This is a genomic window from Saprospiraceae bacterium, from assembly GCA_016715965.1.
Lineage (GTDB): Bacteria > Bacteroidota > Bacteroidia > Chitinophagales > Saprospiraceae > Vicinibacter.
The window spans coordinates 3,071,298-3,088,576 of the sequence record JADJXG010000001.1 but is presented as its reverse complement, the minus strand read 5'-3'; the positions used below and the strand labels follow the sequence as shown (position 1 = coordinate 3,088,576).

General features: G+C 37.6%; 18 protein-coding genes. 11 read left to right on the top strand and 7 right to left on the bottom strand.

Annotation, left to right across the window (positions count from 1 at the left end; all coding sequences use genetic code 11):
- The first annotated feature begins 21 nt into the window (after positions 1–21).
- The 3 genes from IPM48_11860 to IPM48_11850 all read left to right on the top strand — a co-directional run bounded on the left by IPM48_11860 (position 22) and on the right by IPM48_11850 (position 3,014).
- Entirely contained in the window at positions 22–756 is a 735-nt protein-coding gene (locus tag IPM48_11860) for a class I SAM-dependent methyltransferase (GenBank protein MBK9272279.1), read from the top strand.
- Positions 757–762: 6 nt separating this feature from the next.
- Positions 763–1,332 (top strand): phosphatase PAP2 family protein, encoded by a 570-nt coding sequence (locus IPM48_11855; GenBank protein MBK9272278.1) that lies wholly within the window; start codon positions 763–765, stop codon positions 1,330–1,332.
- A 74-nt stretch (positions 1,333–1,406) separates the two neighbouring features.
- Positions 1,407–3,014: a CTP synthase gene (locus IPM48_11850; protein ID MBK9272277.1), complete on the top strand. Its 1,608-nt coding sequence runs from the start codon at positions 1,407–1,409 to the stop codon at positions 3,012–3,014.
- A 42-nt stretch (positions 3,015–3,056) separates the two neighbouring features.
- Here the strand turns inward: IPM48_11850 and IPM48_11845 are convergent, their stop codons facing one another.
- Positions 3,057–4,526, bottom strand: coding sequence for a hypothetical protein (locus IPM48_11845; GenBank protein MBK9272276.1), 1,470 nt, complete (start codon positions 4,524–4,526; stop codon positions 3,057–3,059).
- A 30-nt stretch (positions 4,527–4,556) separates the two neighbouring features.
- Between IPM48_11845 and IPM48_11840 the strand changes: the two genes are divergently transcribed.
- Positions 4,557–5,093: a TrmH family RNA methyltransferase gene (locus IPM48_11840; GenBank protein MBK9272275.1), complete on the top strand. Its 537-nt coding sequence runs from the start codon at positions 4,557–4,559 to the stop codon at positions 5,091–5,093.
- Positions 5,094–5,096: 3 nt separating this feature from the next.
- Here IPM48_11840 and IPM48_11835 read toward each other — a convergent pair whose 3' ends face one another.
- Positions 5,097–5,750 (bottom strand): hypothetical protein, encoded by a 654-nt coding sequence (locus IPM48_11835; protein MBK9272274.1) that lies wholly within the window; start codon positions 5,748–5,750, stop codon positions 5,097–5,099.
- Between the two features lie 139 nt (positions 5,751–5,889).
- Between IPM48_11835 and rimO the strand changes: the two genes are divergently transcribed.
- Genes rimO through IPM48_11815 form a run of 4 tightly spaced genes read left to right on the top strand, consistent with a single transcriptional unit; the run spans position 5,890 to position 8,704 of the window.
- Positions 5,890–7,218 carry a 30S ribosomal protein S12 methylthiotransferase RimO gene (gene rimO / locus IPM48_11830; protein MBK9272273.1) on the top strand — a complete coding sequence of 443 codons (1,329 nt, stop codon included), beginning with the start codon at positions 5,890–5,892 and terminating at the stop codon, positions 7,216–7,218.
- Entirely contained in the window at positions 7,211–7,645 is a 435-nt protein-coding gene (locus IPM48_11825) for a hypothetical protein (protein MBK9272272.1), read from the top strand. Before rimO ends, IPM48_11825 begins: the two co-directional genes overlap by 8 nt.
- On the top strand, positions 7,632–8,159 hold the full coding sequence (gene msrB, locus IPM48_11820; GenBank protein MBK9272271.1) for a peptide-methionine (R)-S-oxide reductase MsrB: 528 nt from the start codon (positions 7,632–7,634) through the stop codon (positions 8,157–8,159). The genes IPM48_11825 and msrB overlap by 14 nt, the downstream gene beginning before the upstream one ends.
- Positions 8,160–8,200: 41 nt before the next feature.
- Positions 8,201–8,704, top strand: coding sequence for a hypothetical protein (locus IPM48_11815; protein MBK9272270.1), 504 nt, complete (start codon positions 8,201–8,203; stop codon positions 8,702–8,704).
- A 1-nt stretch (position 8,705) separates the two neighbouring features.
- Here IPM48_11815 and IPM48_11810 read toward each other — a convergent pair whose 3' ends face one another.
- Positions 8,706–9,953: a metallophosphoesterase gene (locus IPM48_11810; GenBank protein ID MBK9272269.1), complete on the bottom strand. Its 1,248-nt coding sequence runs from the start codon at positions 9,951–9,953 to the stop codon at positions 8,706–8,708.
- 141 nt (positions 9,954–10,094) lie between these two features.
- Entirely contained in the window at positions 10,095–10,835 is a 741-nt protein-coding gene (kdsB, locus tag IPM48_11805) for a 3-deoxy-manno-octulosonate cytidylyltransferase (GenBank protein ID MBK9272268.1), read from the bottom strand.
- A gap of 68 nt (positions 10,836–10,903) precedes the next feature.
- On the opposite strand from kdsB, the gene IPM48_11800 reads away from it, so the two are divergent.
- Both IPM48_11800 and IPM48_11795 read left to right on the top strand, forming a co-directional pair.
- Positions 10,904–11,749, top strand: coding sequence for a LysM peptidoglycan-binding domain-containing protein (locus tag IPM48_11800; protein MBK9272267.1), 846 nt, complete (start codon positions 10,904–10,906; stop codon positions 11,747–11,749).
- 42 nt (positions 11,750–11,791) lie between these two features.
- A complete protein-coding gene (locus IPM48_11795) occupies positions 11,792–13,150 on the top strand; it encodes a pyridoxal-phosphate dependent enzyme (GenBank protein MBK9272266.1) in 1,359 nt (452 codons plus the stop codon).
- Here the strand turns inward: IPM48_11795 and IPM48_11790 are convergent.
- Positions 13,118–13,906 (bottom strand): C40 family peptidase, encoded by a 789-nt coding sequence (locus tag IPM48_11790; protein ID MBK9272265.1) that lies wholly within the window; start codon positions 13,904–13,906, stop codon positions 13,118–13,120. The genes IPM48_11795 and IPM48_11790 overlap by 33 nt on opposite strands.
- Before the next feature lie 99 nt (positions 13,907–14,005).
- Here IPM48_11790 and IPM48_11785 point away from each other — a divergent pair, with 99 nt between their 5' ends.
- Positions 14,006–15,022 carry a type IX secretion system membrane protein PorP/SprF gene (locus tag IPM48_11785; protein ID MBK9272264.1) on the top strand — a complete coding sequence of 339 codons (1,017 nt, stop codon included), beginning with the start codon at positions 14,006–14,008 and terminating at the stop codon, positions 15,020–15,022.
- Here the strand turns inward: IPM48_11785 and IPM48_11780 are convergent.
- The gene (locus IPM48_11780) at positions 15,019–16,524 is read right to left on the bottom strand and encodes a GH3 auxin-responsive promoter family protein (protein MBK9272263.1); all 1,506 of its coding nucleotides are present in this window, start codon (positions 16,522–16,524) and stop codon (positions 15,019–15,021) included. The genes IPM48_11785 and IPM48_11780 overlap by 4 nt on opposite strands.
- Positions 16,525–16,574: 50 nt before the next feature.
- Positions 16,575–17,204: an outer membrane lipoprotein carrier protein LolA gene (locus IPM48_11775; GenBank protein ID MBK9272262.1), complete on the bottom strand. Its 630-nt coding sequence runs from the start codon at positions 17,202–17,204 to the stop codon at positions 16,575–16,577.
- Positions 17,205–17,279 lie beyond the last annotated feature (75 nt).

The window sequence follows — 17,279 nt, the reverse complement described above, 5'->3', positions numbered from 1 at the left end:
TAACTCAGCAAAGTTTGCTCAATGCGACAAAAAGAATGGTTTGAAGATTGGTTTGGAACCCGGTATTGCAAACTTTTGTACAGGGACAGAAATGCCTTTGAGGCAGATCTTTTTACCAAAAACATCGTTAATCTTTTGAATCCCAATATGCCCGCCAGAATTTTGGATGTAGCTTGTGGAAATGGAAGACATGCAGAAGCGTTGTCACAATATGGATATGAAGTGATTGGCATTGATCTGCATCCTGATTGTATTTCAGAAGCAATTCTACAGCAAAAGGCCGGATTGAGCTTTTATCAACATGATATGCGACGACTTTTTAGGATCAATTATTTTGACATAGTGCTCAACCTGTTTACGAGTTTTGGATATTTTGAACGATACGAAAATGAAGTGAAAGCTGCATACAGTTTATCAGCCAATCTAAAGAAAGGTGGATTTCTGGTATTTGATTTTCTAAATGCCTTGAAACTTCAAAATTGCCTGATCAATACAGAAACCAAGCAGATTGAAAACGTTCAATATTCAATCAAAAGGCTGATCAGAAACGGGCGAATCTTGAAGCAAATTATTGCAGAGGAAAATGGTCAAATGCTGCAATTTGAGGAAAAGGTATGGCTCTATGAATTATCGGACATTAAAAAACTCTTTGAGCCATTTGGACTCAGCATACTTTACACATTTGGAGATTACGATTTGGGAGAATTTCATTCTGAACAATCTGACCGCTTGATCGCTGTATTTGTGAAGAATTAACAAGACATGGATTATTTAATAGAACTAGATCAAAATTTGTTCTTGTGGATCCAGCACCATCTAAGAAACCATCTATTTGATCTCCCGGTAGCGATTCTCAGAGACAAGCATACTTGGCTGCCATTGTATGTGTTTTTGATTAGCTATCTTGCATTTTGGCGCAAAACCAAAATACTCAAGATTCTCCTTTTTGTTGCAATGATTGTTGGCTTTTCAGATCAGCTTAGCAGCAATTTTCTCAAAAAGAGGGTCAAGAGAATCAGACCCTGTCAGGAGACTTCTCTTCTTCAATATTATAAACCTGTATTGGGATGCAGCGGTGGATACAGCTTTCCCTCATCCCATGCCTCAAACCATGCGGCACTGGGCGTATTTTTATTTTTTGTCCTCGGAGCTCCAAGCTCAAACTGGCGTTATGGACTTTTGGCCTGGCCATTTCTCATAGGATTTGCGCAATTGTATATTGGTGTTCATTATCCTTTGGATCTACTGGGTGGATGGCTGATGGGTGGATTATTGGGATCGCTGATGTACCTGATTTACACCAAAACTGGTCAAGGTCACCAAAGGGTTTAAAATTAATCATTTCCTTTTTAGCTTTCATTTTAAAATATCGGACTACCTTTGTATCCCGTAGCGAAACCACACCTATGTCTAAATTCATTTTTGTTACGGGAGGAGTAACCTCTTCATTGGGAAAAGGGATTATTGCCGCCTCTCTTGCCAAATTGCTTCAAGGGCATGGTTTTAAAGTTACCATTCAAAAATTTGATCCCTATATCAATGTTGATCCGGGAACGCTCAACCCATACGAACATGGCGAATGTTATGTGACTGACGATGGAGCTGAAACGGATTTGGATTTAGGACATTATGAGAGATTTTTAAACATCTCCACTTCTCAAGCCAATAATGTCACCACCGGAAGAATTTACCAAACAGTAATTAACAAAGAACGTGCTGGTGAGTTTTTGGGAAAGACGGTTCAAGTGATTCCTCATATCACTGACGAGATTAAGAGACGAATGTTGTTGTTGTCGGACAAAGGATATGACATGATCATCACTGAACTGGGAGGGACGGTTGGAGATATTGAGTCACTTCCATATTTAGAAGCATTGAGGCAATTGAGAATGGAGTTGGGAGAAAACAATTACTGCACAGTCCATCTCACCCTGATACCTTACCTAGCAGCGGCCAAAGAATTGAAGACAAAGCCCACCCAACACTCTGTAAAAGAACTACAGGAATCCGGGGTCCAGCCCAACATTCTCGTTTGCAGAACTGAGAAACCCATTTCTGATGATATCCGTCAAAAATTGGCGCTATTTTGCAATCTTAAGAAAGAAAATGTGATTGAAGCCATCGATGCAGATACCATTTATGAAGTCCCCTTACTGATGTTGAAAGAAAAACTGGATGTCCGAGTCCTCAAAGAGCTAAAACTAAAGTCAAAAGGCATTCCCGAATTAAAAGCCTGGAAAGAATTTCTTAAAAATCTGAGGCATCCCATCCACGAGGTGCATGTTGGATTGATCGGAAAATACAATGAGCTACCGGATGCTTATAAGTCCATTTATGAATCCTTTGTCCATGCAGGTGCTGCCAATCAATGCAAGGTCCGTGTTAAAGCCATTCATTCAGAGTCACTTGAAAATCCAATGCGCCTTGCAGAAGAATTATCGGGTTTAGATGGTATACTCGTTGCGCCAGGATTTGGTGAGCGCGGAATAGAAGGAAAAATTGAATCTGTAAAATTTGCAAGGGAAAATAAAATTCCATTTCTGGGAATTTGTTTGGGTATGCAATGCGCAGTTGTTGAGTATGCCAGAAATGTGTTGGGCTTCAAAAAAGCGGCATCCACGGAAGTAGATCCCAAAACCAAGTTCCCTGTTATTCATATTATGTCCGATCAACTCCAAATCACAGAAAAAGGCGGAACCATGCGACTTGGGGCATACGACTGCAGAGTTAACAGGAATACAAAAGCTTGGATTGCGTACAAAAAAACGCTCATTTCTGAAAGACACAGACACCGATATGAATTCAACAACCAATATTTGAAGCAATTTGAAGAAAAAGGCATGCTAGCCTCAGGTATTCATCCCAACAAAAATCTTGTGGAAATCATTGAACTTAAAGACCATCCGTGGTTCGTTGGTGTTCAGTTTCATCCTGAATTAAAAAGTACTGTGGAAAATCCACATCCATTGTTTGTAAGTTTTATCCAACATTGCATCAAAAACAAAAAAAGCTAATGATCGAATAAGTCTCAACGATCATTGAGATGTGCAGATGGCTTAATGGAATGCAATGATGCAATAAAGCTTGTTTTCAAAGACCAACTGATTTTTATCAAAATCATTTTTTCTTGAGCTTGGTAGAACTACATAATTTATTTTGTGTTGTTGGCAAATTTCAACTAGACTATCTATTGACAAGTTCTGATAAAACTCGTCTGCCATTTTCCACAAATTGAGTCCTTCCCTTCTGTCTTTCAAACCTATGCCATATACTCTTTGGATCCGATCATACCAAGCTGCCATATATTGGATTTGATGGCAAACAGACTTATAATCCACCCACACAGATCTTTCAGATAAAGATTTAAAACAGGTAAATCCAGCTGGAATTAAAAACAAGGCATCCATTTCAATATGCTCTTTCACCCACAAGGAAAGTGTCTTTTCATCAATGCTCTGTGCATATCTTTTGTCCATTTTCCAAAATCCGGTCGCCAGGAGGACTCCAAGCCCAATGTATAAATGCATTGGACTTAAACGGAATGGTATCCAATCTTTAAAACTTAAAAAAAGTCCAATCAATGCAAACAACTCAATCCAAATGCTTGTTTTTAGCCACTGTGTTTGCAGCAAAACAGAATCATTCACAAGAAACGAATTGAGAAGATAAAGAATCATAATAATTTGTTGAATCAAGAAGAAACAAAAGACCCGAAAATCAATTTTCCTCCATAAAATCAATCCAATTATCCATAAAAAATAGAATATTATAATATCGATTTTCGAACTGTATTGCAAGTAAAAATGATGTCCAATTCTGAATTCAATCAAATAATGAAAAAGCTTTGAGTGGTCATGCACCGACAACCTTGACCACATTAATAAAAAGATACATGGTAGAGCAAGGATCAAAAAACTGAAAACACCTTTCATGAAAGCAGCATAATCTAGTTTTTTATAGGCCAATAAACCAATAGAAACCAATCCAAACATCAAACCCATCTGAGCCCCTACAATCGCCTGAAACCAAATGGAAATACCAAGAAGTACAAAAGTCATCACGATTTGATTTCTCAGAAAAAAGACAAAAGCCCATACCACCAAAGTCTTGGCAAATATTGATCCGGACAACACGGGATAAAATATTTCATTTCCTCCAATTGCAGTATATGGAAAAACGAAAAGTACAATTAGAATAGCCATCCAGCTGTTGATCCCAAAAATGCCAAAATATTGGATCAGCTTTTGCAAGCCGGTTAAAAAAAATACAGCCAGGATATACCACATCAAATAAAAGAGAATTTTATGCCAGGAAACGGTCAAAAACAAAAACCATACAATAAAACTTCTTTCATACCAGAGTAATTGATTGGTAAAATTCAAATAAAAATCTTTAGGGTACAATTGTGGATTGGATAATTGTTTTATAGCAGGTACGATTTCTGTCATATCCCCACAATCCGTATTCAATCCCCAAAAAATCATGTAAATCAAAGGAATCACCATTTGAATCCAATGTTTCCGCAACTTTGTTAGCTTTGGGATTAAATTTGAAAAATGACTTACCTCAAACTTCACAACCATGAATTAAATCGACCAGATCTCATAAGTTATAAAAATCAGCCAAAGTTAGGCATTATTCTCATGGCAGATAGGCTTCGATCAGGACACAATGTGGGGTCTCTTTTCAGAATTGCTGATTCTTTTGCATTTGAAGCCATCGCATTATCGGGATATACCGTCCGCCCACCGCACAAAGAAATTCACAAAACGGCCATCGGAGCCACTGAAAGTGTGGAATGGCATGATGTCGAAGATCCTTCGGAATATATTACGAGGTACAAAGAAAAGGGATATAAGATCATTGCTTTGGAGCAAACGCAAGGCAGCATCCTCTTACAGGACTTTCAGGTAGAAAAAAAAGAAAAATATCTGATTATTTTGGGAAATGAACTGGATGGAGTAGCGCAAATACTTCTTGACATGGTCGATGTCTGCATCGAAATCCCTCAACATGGCACAAAACATTCATTAAATGTCAGTGTAGCTGCAGGGATTGTCTCATGGCATTTTTACGCAGGGATGATATATTAATAATCATCTGCTTCTACCCCTTCTTCTTTCAGGTTTGTGAAACTGACCCCTTAATCCAAAAACAAATTCTTTTCTGCCCAAACTCGTTGTTTCCCTTTCAACCAACAGTTGGTCTGAAAAAACGTATTGAAACATCATAAACGGAGTTAAGGTAAATACAGGACTCATTCCAAAATCCATTCCGAAACCTGCACCAAGGGGAAAGACTTGATGTCTTTTGGACTGAAGTTCATAATCCCTCATCACGAATCGGTAGGCAGTAGATAGCATCAGATGCAAACCTTTCGAAGCTGCATTACCAGACTTTTTGAAAGTCGGGCAATTACAATCACTCCTGAAATCAAAAGGGTATATTAAGATTGGAAGCTGGATCTGCGGTGAAAATTCATTGTAATAGATGGCTTTCTCAGTGTCCACAAAAATCCCAGAACTTCCCCACCCGATGCTCAAGCCTGGAAGAAATTCAATTCTGGCATTTTTTAATCTAAACTTATAATGTAATGAGATCCGATTCCCGATATCATTGGAATTGAATCCATTGATCTCATTACTTTGCAACTCAAGTTGAACTCCAAGACCTAATTGGGCGTTCAGATTTTCAATACAAAAAAACACATAAATAAATACTATGTAATTGACTATCTTTAGTTTACACATATCTTTTGCGATATTTAGTCATTCTAAATGGATAAAATTAAACCCAACAAATCATTCATTGAACGCATCTTGACATTTCTTTGTTTCAAAGTAGTTTTCAACAGAGCTATCTTTGTATCTCATATTTAAGCAATTCGAATTGAAAACCAAATCCTACCGAAAAGAAAGAGTCCAACTTGTAACCTTGGGTTGTTCCAAAAATCTGGTCGATTCCGAAAATCTCATGCACCAATTGGATGACAATGATTACCATGTAGAGCATAACCCAACTGGTAACAAACATTCGGACATTATCATCGTAAATACCTGTGGTTTTATTGATAGAGCAAAAGAGGAATCCATCGAAACCATTTTAACTTATGCCAAACTAAAGTCGCAGGGAACTATTGGAAAGCTTTTTGTAACTGGCTGCCTCAGCCAAAGATACAAAGACAAACTCGAAGATGAAATTCCAGAAGTGGACGCCTTCTTTGGCACCATGGAAATGCCCGCTCTTTTGCACAAATTAAATGCAGATTACAAAAATGAATTGGTAGGTGAAAGGGTACTCACTACACCATCGCACTATGCGTATTTCAAGATTTCAGAAGGCTGCAACCGAACCTGCACTTTTTGCGCCATCCCTTTGATGAGAGGAAAACACTTAAGTGTCCCCATGGAAGATTTATATATCCAAGCCAAGAAACTGGCTGCACAAGGTGTTAAAGAGTTAATCCTTATCGCACAAGAATTGACCTATTACGGTTTGGATTTATACAAAGAAAGGAAATTAGCAGATTTATTGACTCTTTTGTGTCAGGTGGAAGGGATTGAATGGATCAGACTTCATTACGCTTACCCTTCAAAATTTCCATTGGAAGTATTAGATGTGATTCAAAAACAAAATAAAATCTGCAACTATATTGACATTCCTTTTCAGCATATTTCAGATAAAATTCTGAAGGATATGAAACGGCAAATTACAAAGGCAGAAACCATTGAATTGATCGACAAAATAAGAAGCAAGATTCCGGGTGTTGCCATTCGCACTACAATGCTGGTTGGCTTTCCGACAGAAACAGAGGAAGATTTTGAGGAGCTCTGTGATTTTATAAAACAGACAAAATTTGATCGCCTTGGTGTTTTTCAATACTCCCACGAAGAAGATACAGGAGCGTATCGTTTGGTTGACCAAATTGGTCAAGAAGTAAAAGAACAAAGGGCACAAAAGCTAATGTCTATTCAAGAAGAGATATCGCAGGAATTAAATGATCAAAAGATCGGACAGGTATTAAAGGTCTTGATTGACAGAAAAGAAAAAGAATACTACATTGGAAGAGCCTTTTCCGATAGTCCTGAAGTGGATAATGAAATCTATATCAAATATTCAGGCTACTTGCGCATAGGTGACTTTGTTCATGCTAAAATTGTTGAAACACATCCATTTGATTTGTATGCCACTTTGATAAAACCTGATCAAAATGATTAAAGCATTCAAAACCAATCCGCTCGTTCAGTCCGGAATCTGTATTCTGATTGTATTTTGTGGAACCCTGTTATTTATAGGTTTAAGAAAATGGCTTCCTCAGAATTTTGAAAGCCTGGATATTTGGACATTAACTACCTCTATGCTCTTATTCTATATCCTATTTAATATTTCACTGGGCATGAATCAAGAACATAAATTAATCTACTATAGAAATTCGATATATGGGTATGCTCTCTTGCTTTTTATCGGAATTATGGTTGGAAAATGGGCTTCAGGAGTATCTGTATTCGAAGCCAAAACCTATTCCTGGATCATTTTTGTTTTTTCCTTTGTATATCTTTTATTTCTAAGTCTGGCGAGTCTGATACGCAAAATAATACAAATAGCCTTAAAACAGGAACAAAAATTAAGAAATGAAAATCATTAATGTGATCACAGCTTTAGTTTTGATTATTAATACTGGTGCTTGTCAGACCAGGACTGAATCAAAACATAATGAACCTTCTAAGGGCAAAACGAAAATTGCCAATCCTCAAATTCCTTTGAAAGTTGTAAAATTAGAACTTTCTGAAACAGAGTGGAAATCCAGATTGGATGAAATGCAGTACTATGTATTGCGTGAAAAAGGAACGGAAAGACCTTTTACCGGAAAATATTACAATCAACATACCAATGGGATATATTGCTGCAGTGGTTGTGGAATGGCCTTATTTGATTCTAAATCTAAATTTGATTCAGGAACAGGCTGGCCTAGTTATTATCAACCCATCCGGAAAGATCTTATCATAGAATTTCCTGATATCAGTCACGGAATGAAACGAGTGGAAGTGGTTTGTGCAAGGTGCAATGGCCATCTTGGACATGTCTTTGAAGATGGCCCTCAACCAACCGGACTCCGCTATTGTATAAACAGCGTCTCACTTGAGTTTGTACCTCAATAATATTATAATAAATCCTTCATTTATACGTTGATTAGCATTGTATGAAATCCTTTCTTTTTATAGTAATTTCATTTTTTGTTTTTGGCATTGGTTTTTCACAGGATTTAGACTCAGTAGAATTTATTAAGAACTACAATGAAAGAATTTTACTTTCAAGAATCAATGATGTTTATATCCCAAAGGACACAGATGATGCGATGGCAGAACTTTTGAGGTTAACTGATTCAGAAGGGAGAAAAAAACTCATAACCGCATCAGAAGATACCATCGCAAGTAAGCTTCACTTCAGTCTGGGGAGATGGATTTCCATCAATTGGGGATTTGAAGAAGGCAGCAGATTAAGCCACTATTACAAGCTCAAAGGTGTTACGGAGACGGATGATAAAATAGATCTTCTGATCAGGGCATTTTACAGAACTGTCAAATCAGACCCCATAATGGAAGATAAACTAGTCAATCATTACATAGCGAAAAGGAAAAAAGAACACGAGTTGAGAAGCAAAAAATTTAAATCAATGTACCATGAAAAAAGGCTAAAAAAATAGATCAGCCGACCACATTTTTTTCTTTGCTTTTAAGTTCCAATACCGTAATTTCCGGCCATATTCCTACCCTACCTCCAAAGCCAAGGTATCCAAATCCTCGGTTTATATAGTGATATCGCATGCCCTCTTCCTTTAATCCGGCCCAATGCGCATATCTAAATTGCACCGGACTAAATTTAATACCGGGAATTTCTACTCCCATTTGAGCTCCATGGGTATGACCAGATAGACAGAGTTGCACTTTGCTAGGATACATTTTAACTTCATGCTCCCAATGAGAGGGATCATGAGAAAGCAAAATTTTAAATTTTTCTTCATCTACTCCATTCAAAGCCTTGGCTAAATTGCCCCTTTTCCCAAACCCAATTCCCCAGTTCTCAACACCGCAAATCGCAATAGATTGTCCTTTTATTTCAATTAGATTATGCTCATCCCGCAAAAGCTGAAAACCTAACTCTGCATGCAATCTACACAATTGATCAAAATTATTTTGTTTGTCTGATGGACTAGGCCAACTTGTATAATCACCGTAGTCATGATTGCCAAGGATTGAGTACTTCCCAAATGGAGCAGAAAGATCTTTGAATAATTTCTGATACGGTAAAAATTCATTCGCTTTGTTGTTGACCAGGTCACCTGTAAAAACAATCAAATCACAATTTTGAGCCTGCAACATTTGCAATCCTCTGGCCACCTCCTCGTGATTGTCAAAACTCCCACTGTGAAAATCTGAAAATTGCGCAATCCTAAATCCATCAAATTCTTCCGGCAAGTCTTCAAACTCTATACTGACAGTGTGAATCTTAAAATGATATTTTCCTTTGGTGATTCCGTAAAGAAATGAAACAAAGGGTACACTGGCCACCAATAAACCAAGTTGATTAAAAAACAATCGCCTTTCAGGCAGAAAACCATCACTTTCTTGACCCACCATTTTGCGCCCTATACCAAAAACAAATCGATAAACATCTTCAGAAAAAACAAACAAAATGAAAATGATTTTGGTAATAAAAATAGAAATGAAAATATTCAAAGTCCATTTGGACAATTCTGGAAATTGAAGATTTTTTCGATAAAAATACAATCCAAACAAACTAATTGTCAAAAGCAAAATAGAAATAAGCCAATAAGCCCAGTTGGCTGCCATTCGCCAAGCTGCAGACTCCATAGAATTAATTACAACTTTAAAACCCTGGAATGCATAGATTTCAATCAAAAAAATAATGGCCAATAATATGAAAAAACCCATCTGTGATTTTAGATCATTAAACCAAATCTAGAAACAAAAGTTTTGTAACGTTCTACTTTGTTCAACAAAATCGACCAATCCATACAATTGATCCATCAATTTTTTTTCCGCCTCCTTAGTTTATCGCTCTCAGATTTGAATTTATTTTGACAAAATTTCTTCAGCCTTTTTTAAATCATCTTCTGTGTCAATTCCTATCCCCCGATAATTACCAATTCCCATCTTAATCCTGTAGCCTGATTCAAGCCATCTCAGTTGTTCCAATTTTTCAATTCCTTCATATTTACTTTCCGGCAAGTTGGTAATCTGCAATAAAGTATCCCTCTTGAAACCATAAATTCCAATATGTCGCCAATACACTGCCCTATTTACCCATTCTTCCATCTCGAAACTTCGATTGTAAGGTATTGCAGACCTTGAAAAATACATGGCTTCTCCATTGAGCTTGCACACCACTTTTACCACATTTGGGTTATTTAAATCCATCGGATCTTCCATCTTCACCATCAATGAGGCGATATCGGCATCCAAATTCTGAAGTTGTTGGATCACAATCTGGATCTCAGAAGTTCCAATAAATGGTTCATCACCTTGAACATTGACCACCAATGGAAAATCATGATACTGCTTACTCACTGCTGCGCAACGATCCGTACCCGACAATAATCCATCAGAGGTCATGACAGCCTTACCGCCAAATGAGATCACGTGATCAAATACCGATGGATGATCAACGGCAACTACCACCTCACTTAAGCCAGGACATGCCAATACATTTTCGTACACCCTCTGTATCAACGACTTATTCTGGATCATGCGCAAGACTTTGGCGGACAGCCTGGAAGACCCCAAACGCGCGGGTATGATAGCCAATACTTTCATTAAATTATTGTTTTACAATAAAATGAATATGATAGAAATTAGTAATATATTTGCGACAAATACAAGGTATGCAATATCATTTTATACTTTTGGTTTATTTTCTAAACCTATCTTTTAAGATCTATGCACAAGATCAGCCATTGTATCAATTGCCGGAAAAGGCATTGGTTCAATTTGATGAACATTTCAAACCATTTATTGTGCATCAAGTCACCAAGAAACAAACTTTATATAGCATTGCAAGGCTCTATAGCCAAAAAGAGATCCATCTATTAAAATTGAATGAACTTTCTAATTTGCAATCAATCAAAGAAGGCGACTATTTGAAAGTGCCGGTCAATATGAGCTTTAAGCAAACTGCTCACAGCATACCTTTGTATTATAAAGTATTACCCAAAGAAACGCTATACCATATCCTTAAACACAAAACTTCCTTTTCGCGAAAGGAATTTGAAACAATAAATCCACCCGTTTTAAAAGGGATGCAGGCCAATATGCTGGTACAAATCGGTTGGATGCCGGGGCAAGAGCCCTCCAAACTCAATGAATCCCTAATTTCTACCAGAGAAGACAGCATGAAAAATGCCAAAATAGATAGCAATGCAATATCTTTGGTTCCTGAGATAAAGACTACTCCTACTTTTACATACAATTTTGAAAAAAGAGGAGTTGCCGCCAGGTCAAAAATAGAATTGGGAAGGGGCCGGTTTTACGCGCTTCACAGAGACGTTCCCAAAAATAAGTTTATCCAGATTTTAAATCCTATTACAGGAAGATCCGTTTTGGCAAAAGTTGTGGGTAGAATTCCAAAAACATTTGCAGAAGATATCGAAGTGGTGGTATCCTCAGAAGCTGCAAAAGAATTGTGGGCAATTGACAAAAAGTTTTTTGTTGAAGTCAAATATTCTAAATAGTTGTATTTTAACTATTTTTGCAATTTAATTGAAGATTATCCAATGCAATTTTATCAAAATATTCTACAAACCATCGGTGACACACCCCTGCTCAAACTAAATAAGATATGTGCAGGAATTCCTGCCTTGGTACTTGCGAAGGTGGAAACATTTAATCCTGGACATTCTATAAAGGATAGAATGGCCGTAAAAATGATCGACGACGCAGAGAGAGCGGGAAAACTAAAACCTGGTGGCACCATCATTGAATGTACCAGTGGAAATACAGGAATGGGTTTGGCTTTGGTGGCTTGTGTACGCGGATACCGTTGCATTTTTACCACCAGTGACAAACAATCGAAGGAAAAAATAGACATGTTGAAAGCCATGGGAGCTGAGGTAATTGTTTGTCCAACCAATGTAGAGCCGACTGATCCTAGATCCTACTACTCCGTCGCCGAAAAACTGAGCAAAGAAATTCCGAATTCTTTTTGGTGTAATCAATATGACAATTTGAGCAACGCCAAAGCACATTATGAAACCACCGGACCTGAAATTTGGGATCAAACTGGTGGAAAAATCACCCATTTTGTAGTAGGAGTCGGCACAGGAGGCACCATATCAGGTACCGCCAAATACCTCAAGGAGAAAAATCCCAATATCAAAATTTGGGGAATCGATACCTATGGTTCAGTTTTTAAAAAATACCATGAAACCGGAATATTTGATGAAAAGGAAATTTATCCTTATATCACAGAAGGAATCGGTGAAGACATTCTACCAAAAAATGTTGATTTTTCGTTAATTGATCTTTTTGAAAAAGTTACGGACAAAGATGCAGCTTTAGCTGCAAGACGTCTAGCCAGGGAAGAAGGTCTGCTATTGGGATATTCCGCTGGTTCTGCGATGGCAGGATTGATTCAGCTAAAAGATAAACTATCCAAAGAGGATGTCGTTGTACTTATTTTTCATGACCATGGAAGTCGGTATATAGGAAAAATCTACAATGATGACTGGATGAGGGAAAGAGGATTTTTGGACGCAGAGAAAAAGGTTTCTGATCTTGTTTATGCCAAAGCAGACAAAGAGTTCTATTCTGTCAGCTCGAATGATAAGATTAAGGAAGTCCTCAAAATCATGAAGGACAGGGATATATCCCAATTACCAGTATTGGTGAATGGAGAAATCAAGGGGACTATTTCAGAGAATACCATTCTCTCCTATATTCTAGAGAATCCATTACAAAATGCAGACAAGGATGTGGCTTCCATCATGTCTGAACCCATGCCTATGGTACCCATGGATATGCCAATGAGTATGCTGAATAAGTGTTTTAATGAAAAAATACCAGGGGTCATCACAAAGGATGTGAATAACCGATACCATGTTCTAACGAAGTACGATATCATTAGGGCTATTTAGATTAAATTTAAGCACCCTTCTGATTGAATGGAATTGGTGTGAAATTTTCCCATTACTCCTTCTGCAAATTCCCTCACTATTGAAATCATCTACTCTTACAAAATCGGAAGAATGTAGGATTTCAAAGGGACTCAACAGAATCCCGACATGACTGATCGGGCCATTGTTTTGAATAAAAAATGCAAAATCCCCTTCCCTTCGCTCGGAAAAATGAATTTCCTCACCCAACAAAGCTTGCTGAGAGGCGTCTCTGGCAATTGGGACATTCATATATGCTGCATAGAGTTGAGTTAATCCTGAACAATCGATCCCAAAAATGGTCTTTCCGCCCCATAAGTAAGGAGCATTTAGAAACACTGTCGAAAAGTAGTGTAATTTATCCGTTGGGTTAAGCTGAAATTTTTCTTGCCATTCTTTCAATTTATACCGATCTATAAATTGATACGGCACTTTGGACCCAAAGGGTAAATGCATGACCTCTTTATTAATTTGGATCGTTGCAATTGCAAATGGATTGAGCATACAATCCTCAACTCCCTGTGGAATATAAGCTTCAGAATCCATCCAGCCCTCATAGCGGTCTTCCAAATTTTTTATCTTAGTCCAACTACCCGCCGATTTCATAACAACAAATTCACTGCCGTACAGCAATTGATTGACCTGTTCGCTTTTGTGAGATGGATTTGACCTTAAAGGTATGAGCGGTTGAGAAACGAGATAGCTAGTCATTGCACCAATGTAAAATAGATAAAACACATTTTCCCGATTTTGTTTACTTTTACAGCGCAAATCATCGTCTCAACCTTCATGATTCTCAATTCTAATTTAAAATATTTCTTTTTTATAGCATGCTATTTGCATTTTTCTGTACAAGCACAAGATGTTAGTTTTTCGCAGTACAATCTATTTCAAACCTATTACAACCCGGTTTTATCCGGTATGTTTGAGGGAACTGTGAAAGTTAGTTTAATCAACAGAGACCACTGGGTTCGATTCGTAGAAAATCCATATAGAAGTTTTGGAATTACAGGTGACATTAAATTTGATTTAAAAAGTCAGGATTTCAAACATGATTACTTATCACTTGGCGCTTATTTTTTGTCCGATCGCGCCCAACTATTGGATTGGAATAAAAATGAAATGGGCGTTGGACTTAGCTATTATAAAAAATTGAACAAAGCAAAAAATACCTATTTGTCTGGTGGTTTAGGTATAGGATTGCTCCAAAGATCCTTGAGTTATGACAATATCTATTTTCAGGATCAATTTGACGGACTCAGCGAATACAATAACCCAACCGGTGAAATTTTGCCAATAAATATTCATACGACCCCTGATTTAAAAATTGGAATTGGGATCAGCACAGAATTGACCTCCAGCTGGAACTTGCAAGCTGCCTCTGCTATTCATTATATTTTTAGACCCAATTTTTCATTTTTTAAAAACCTGGATGATCCGAACTATAGAGGTGTTTCTGACTTCAGAGCTCTTATCAGAACAAACACCATCCTTAATTTTATCTACGAGATCAATAAATTTGAACAATTCATTCCCAGGCTTTTTGTAGGCACACAAGGCCCTCACACCATTATTCAGTTAGGCACTGGATATCGAAAATCCTTCTACAGTCTAAACCAAACTGCATTTCACACTGCAGTGGCGATTCGTTCAGTCGCTTCTGACAAGCTGATTACTCCTGTTGATTTAGGGCTACAAATGGGATTTGAAATCAAGAGCTTTATCATAGGCCTTCATTATGACATTGGCTTAAGAGATGCCATACGTTTTTCAAACCCAACCCATTCTTTTGAATTGGGATTGACCTGGATTGGGAATTATGACAATAATGGGTACGTGTGTCCTAAATTCTAAATTACAACATTTAGCTCCTTCAAAGCTTCTGCAATATTCCGATTGTTAGAAAGACGCTTCACCTTAAACTGTTCACCGTATTGTTGAATGCTCATCATGTATTTTTTAAAACCTCCTTTTTGAATGCACTTAATTTTCAAAGGGCTTAATATCTTATTATTGATCAAATCGGAGTAATACGCATTTTGGCGTGACATTTCGAAATTTAGAGCTGTTTCAATTTCGTGTAAATTGGATGGAATCACATCAAATTCAATAAACCACTCATGGTAAGGAGAACCCTGTTCAGGAGGTGCAACCTGAGGTGCCACCGTAAATTCGTTTATTGTTAATTTGAATTCTTGAATCACATGGCTAATGGAATTTTCTACTTCTGCTGCAATAACGTGTTCACCAAAAGCTGAAATATATTGGCTTACCCTGCCGGTGACCTTAATTCGCCAAGGATTTAAGCTTATAAAACGAATCACATCCCCCAACAGATATGCCCACAAACCGGCATTGCTACTCAAGACAATCGCATAATCTACACCCACTTGTACGTCTTGCAAAAGCAGTCTGATCGGATTGGGCTGGTGGATATCTGATAGTGGGACGAACTCATAAAAGATACCTGATTGTGAGACCAGTCTCATCGCGTCAACATCCGGATTATCCTGATATGCTAGAAATCCCTCGCTGGCGGGGTATGTTTCCAACAATGAGAGTTCCTTTCCCGCCAACTGATTTATCTTATTTGAATAGGGTTCATAATTGACACCGCCATGAATGTATAATTCAAGATTTGGAAATACATCACAAACTGAATTTTTTCCGCTGAAGTCAATAATTTTCTCAAAAAACATTTGTATCCAAGGAGGTATGCCACTCACCACCCTTAAATCCCTTTTCCAGAGATCAGCTATAATTTTTTCAACTTTTAAATCCCATGGCTGGAGAGAATTGAGCTCATTTCCAGGAAGCTTAGCCTTGGAAAACCAGCTAGGTATTTCATGGTTTACAATTCCTGAAAGCCTTCCTGTCGGAATCCCGTTGACCATTTCTAACACCGGCGAACCAGACAAGAACAGCATCTTACCATCAAATATTTTGGTCTTTGGTCGATGATAAACATAAGAAAAAAGTGCGTTCCTGGCCGAATTGATGTGGTTGGAAATACTGGATCTTGTAATTGGGATATACTTGGCTCCACTCGTTGTCCCAGAGGTCTTGGCCAAATATTTCGGTTTGCCCGGCCACAATATATCAGGATAACCTTCGCGCACATGGTCAAAATAGCCTTTTAGCCCCTCATAATCTCTGATGGGGACTTTATTGCAGAAATCAGAATGGTTCTTAATACCTTCAAATTCATGCTCTTTTCCAAACTTTGTTTTGGAGCCTTTGGTGATAAGGGATTTAAAAATAATATTTTGCTTTGCTATTGCAAGGCTGGAAAGCCTTTCCTCTCGCTTACATACCACTTGAGCGGTGGCGCGGGCTAGATTGGACTTAATATTCATTCGAAAACAAAAGTATCACTCTTGCTGATAACAAAGGAAAGATTTTGAAATCACCTGAGGTCCTCTACCCTTACATTTTGTAATTTATTGACATTCAATACAAAAAGACTGTCTTCAAGGCTTTTATTAAAATTCATGGAATGAAAAACGAGTTTATGTCGATCCCCGTTTTTCTCAAAAATTTGAACTTCCGCCATTTGATAATTTTTCTTTGAAATATGAAGCTTCACCTTAAAATATTCCGCTTTTTTATCCAAAGGCTTGAAATCTACTACCCAATATTCATTGTTCTCTGATTCCAAGCGATAGTCGTATTGCCCTTTCTTGTACAAGCCCGCCAATGCAATTGGGTGAAATGGGAAGTCCCGCCCATCAGAACTTGATATTTGAACTTCTTTTCTTTCTTTTAAATGGGTATATTGGGAATTTCCATCAAAATAAACTTCCTGTTCCGGTAAAATGAGATAGTACTTATTTTTCTTTATACCCATTTTACCTTTCTGAGTGATTTTCTTCATTTCAGCAGGTGTAGTCTCTAAAGTAAATTCAATGGAAAGAGTATTTGCCGTCAAAACCTGAGATTCCACCTTGGCCAGAATTTTGGATAATTTTGGATCTGGCTTTCCCTCTATTCTAAATAAGCAGCTGAAAAGGATAACTATCGTAAGTAAGGATTTCATATTTATTTAGACAATTAATGCATGCAAAAATAAACCATCGCGGGTTAAATGTTTGTTAAAACAAACATTTACCTT

Coding starts and splice junctions, on each gene's coding strand:
- msrB (MBK9272271.1), top strand. CDS start 7,632: ATGAAAATCATTAATGTGATCACAGCTTTAGTTTTGATTATTAATACT.
- IPM48_11780 (MBK9272263.1), bottom strand. CDS start 16,524: ATGAATATTAAGTCCAATCTAGCCCGCGCCACCGCTCAAGTGGTATGT.
- IPM48_11810 (MBK9272269.1), bottom strand. CDS start 9,953: ATGGGTTTTTTCATATTATTGGCCATTATTTTTTTGATTGAAATCTAT.
- IPM48_11815 (MBK9272270.1), top strand. CDS start 8,201: ATGAAATCCTTTCTTTTTATAGTAATTTCATTTTTTGTTTTTGGCATT.
- IPM48_11835 (MBK9272274.1), bottom strand. CDS start 5,750: ATGTGTAAACTAAAGATAGTCAATTACATAGTATTTATTTATGTGTTT.
- IPM48_11855 (MBK9272278.1), top strand. CDS start 763: ATGGATTATTTAATAGAACTAGATCAAAATTTGTTCTTGTGGATCCAG.
- IPM48_11825 (MBK9272272.1), top strand. CDS start 7,211: ATGATTAAAGCATTCAAAACCAATCCGCTCGTTCAGTCCGGAATCTGT.
- IPM48_11795 (MBK9272266.1), top strand. CDS start 11,792: ATGCAATTTTATCAAAATATTCTACAAACCATCGGTGACACACCCCTG.
- IPM48_11775 (MBK9272262.1), bottom strand. CDS start 17,204: ATGAAATCCTTACTTACGATAGTTATCCTTTTCAGCTGCTTATTTAGA.
- IPM48_11860 (MBK9272279.1), top strand. CDS start 22: ATGCGACAAAAAGAATGGTTTGAAGATTGGTTTGGAACCCGGTATTGC.
- IPM48_11840 (MBK9272275.1), top strand. CDS start 4,557: ATGACTTACCTCAAACTTCACAACCATGAATTAAATCGACCAGATCTC.
- IPM48_11800 (MBK9272267.1), top strand. CDS start 10,904: ATGCAATATCATTTTATACTTTTGGTTTATTTTCTAAACCTATCTTTT.
- IPM48_11850 (MBK9272277.1), top strand. CDS start 1,407: ATGTCTAAATTCATTTTTGTTACGGGAGGAGTAACCTCTTCATTGGGA.
- kdsB (MBK9272268.1), bottom strand. CDS start 10,835: ATGAAAGTATTGGCTATCATACCCGCGCGTTTGGGGTCTTCCAGGCTG.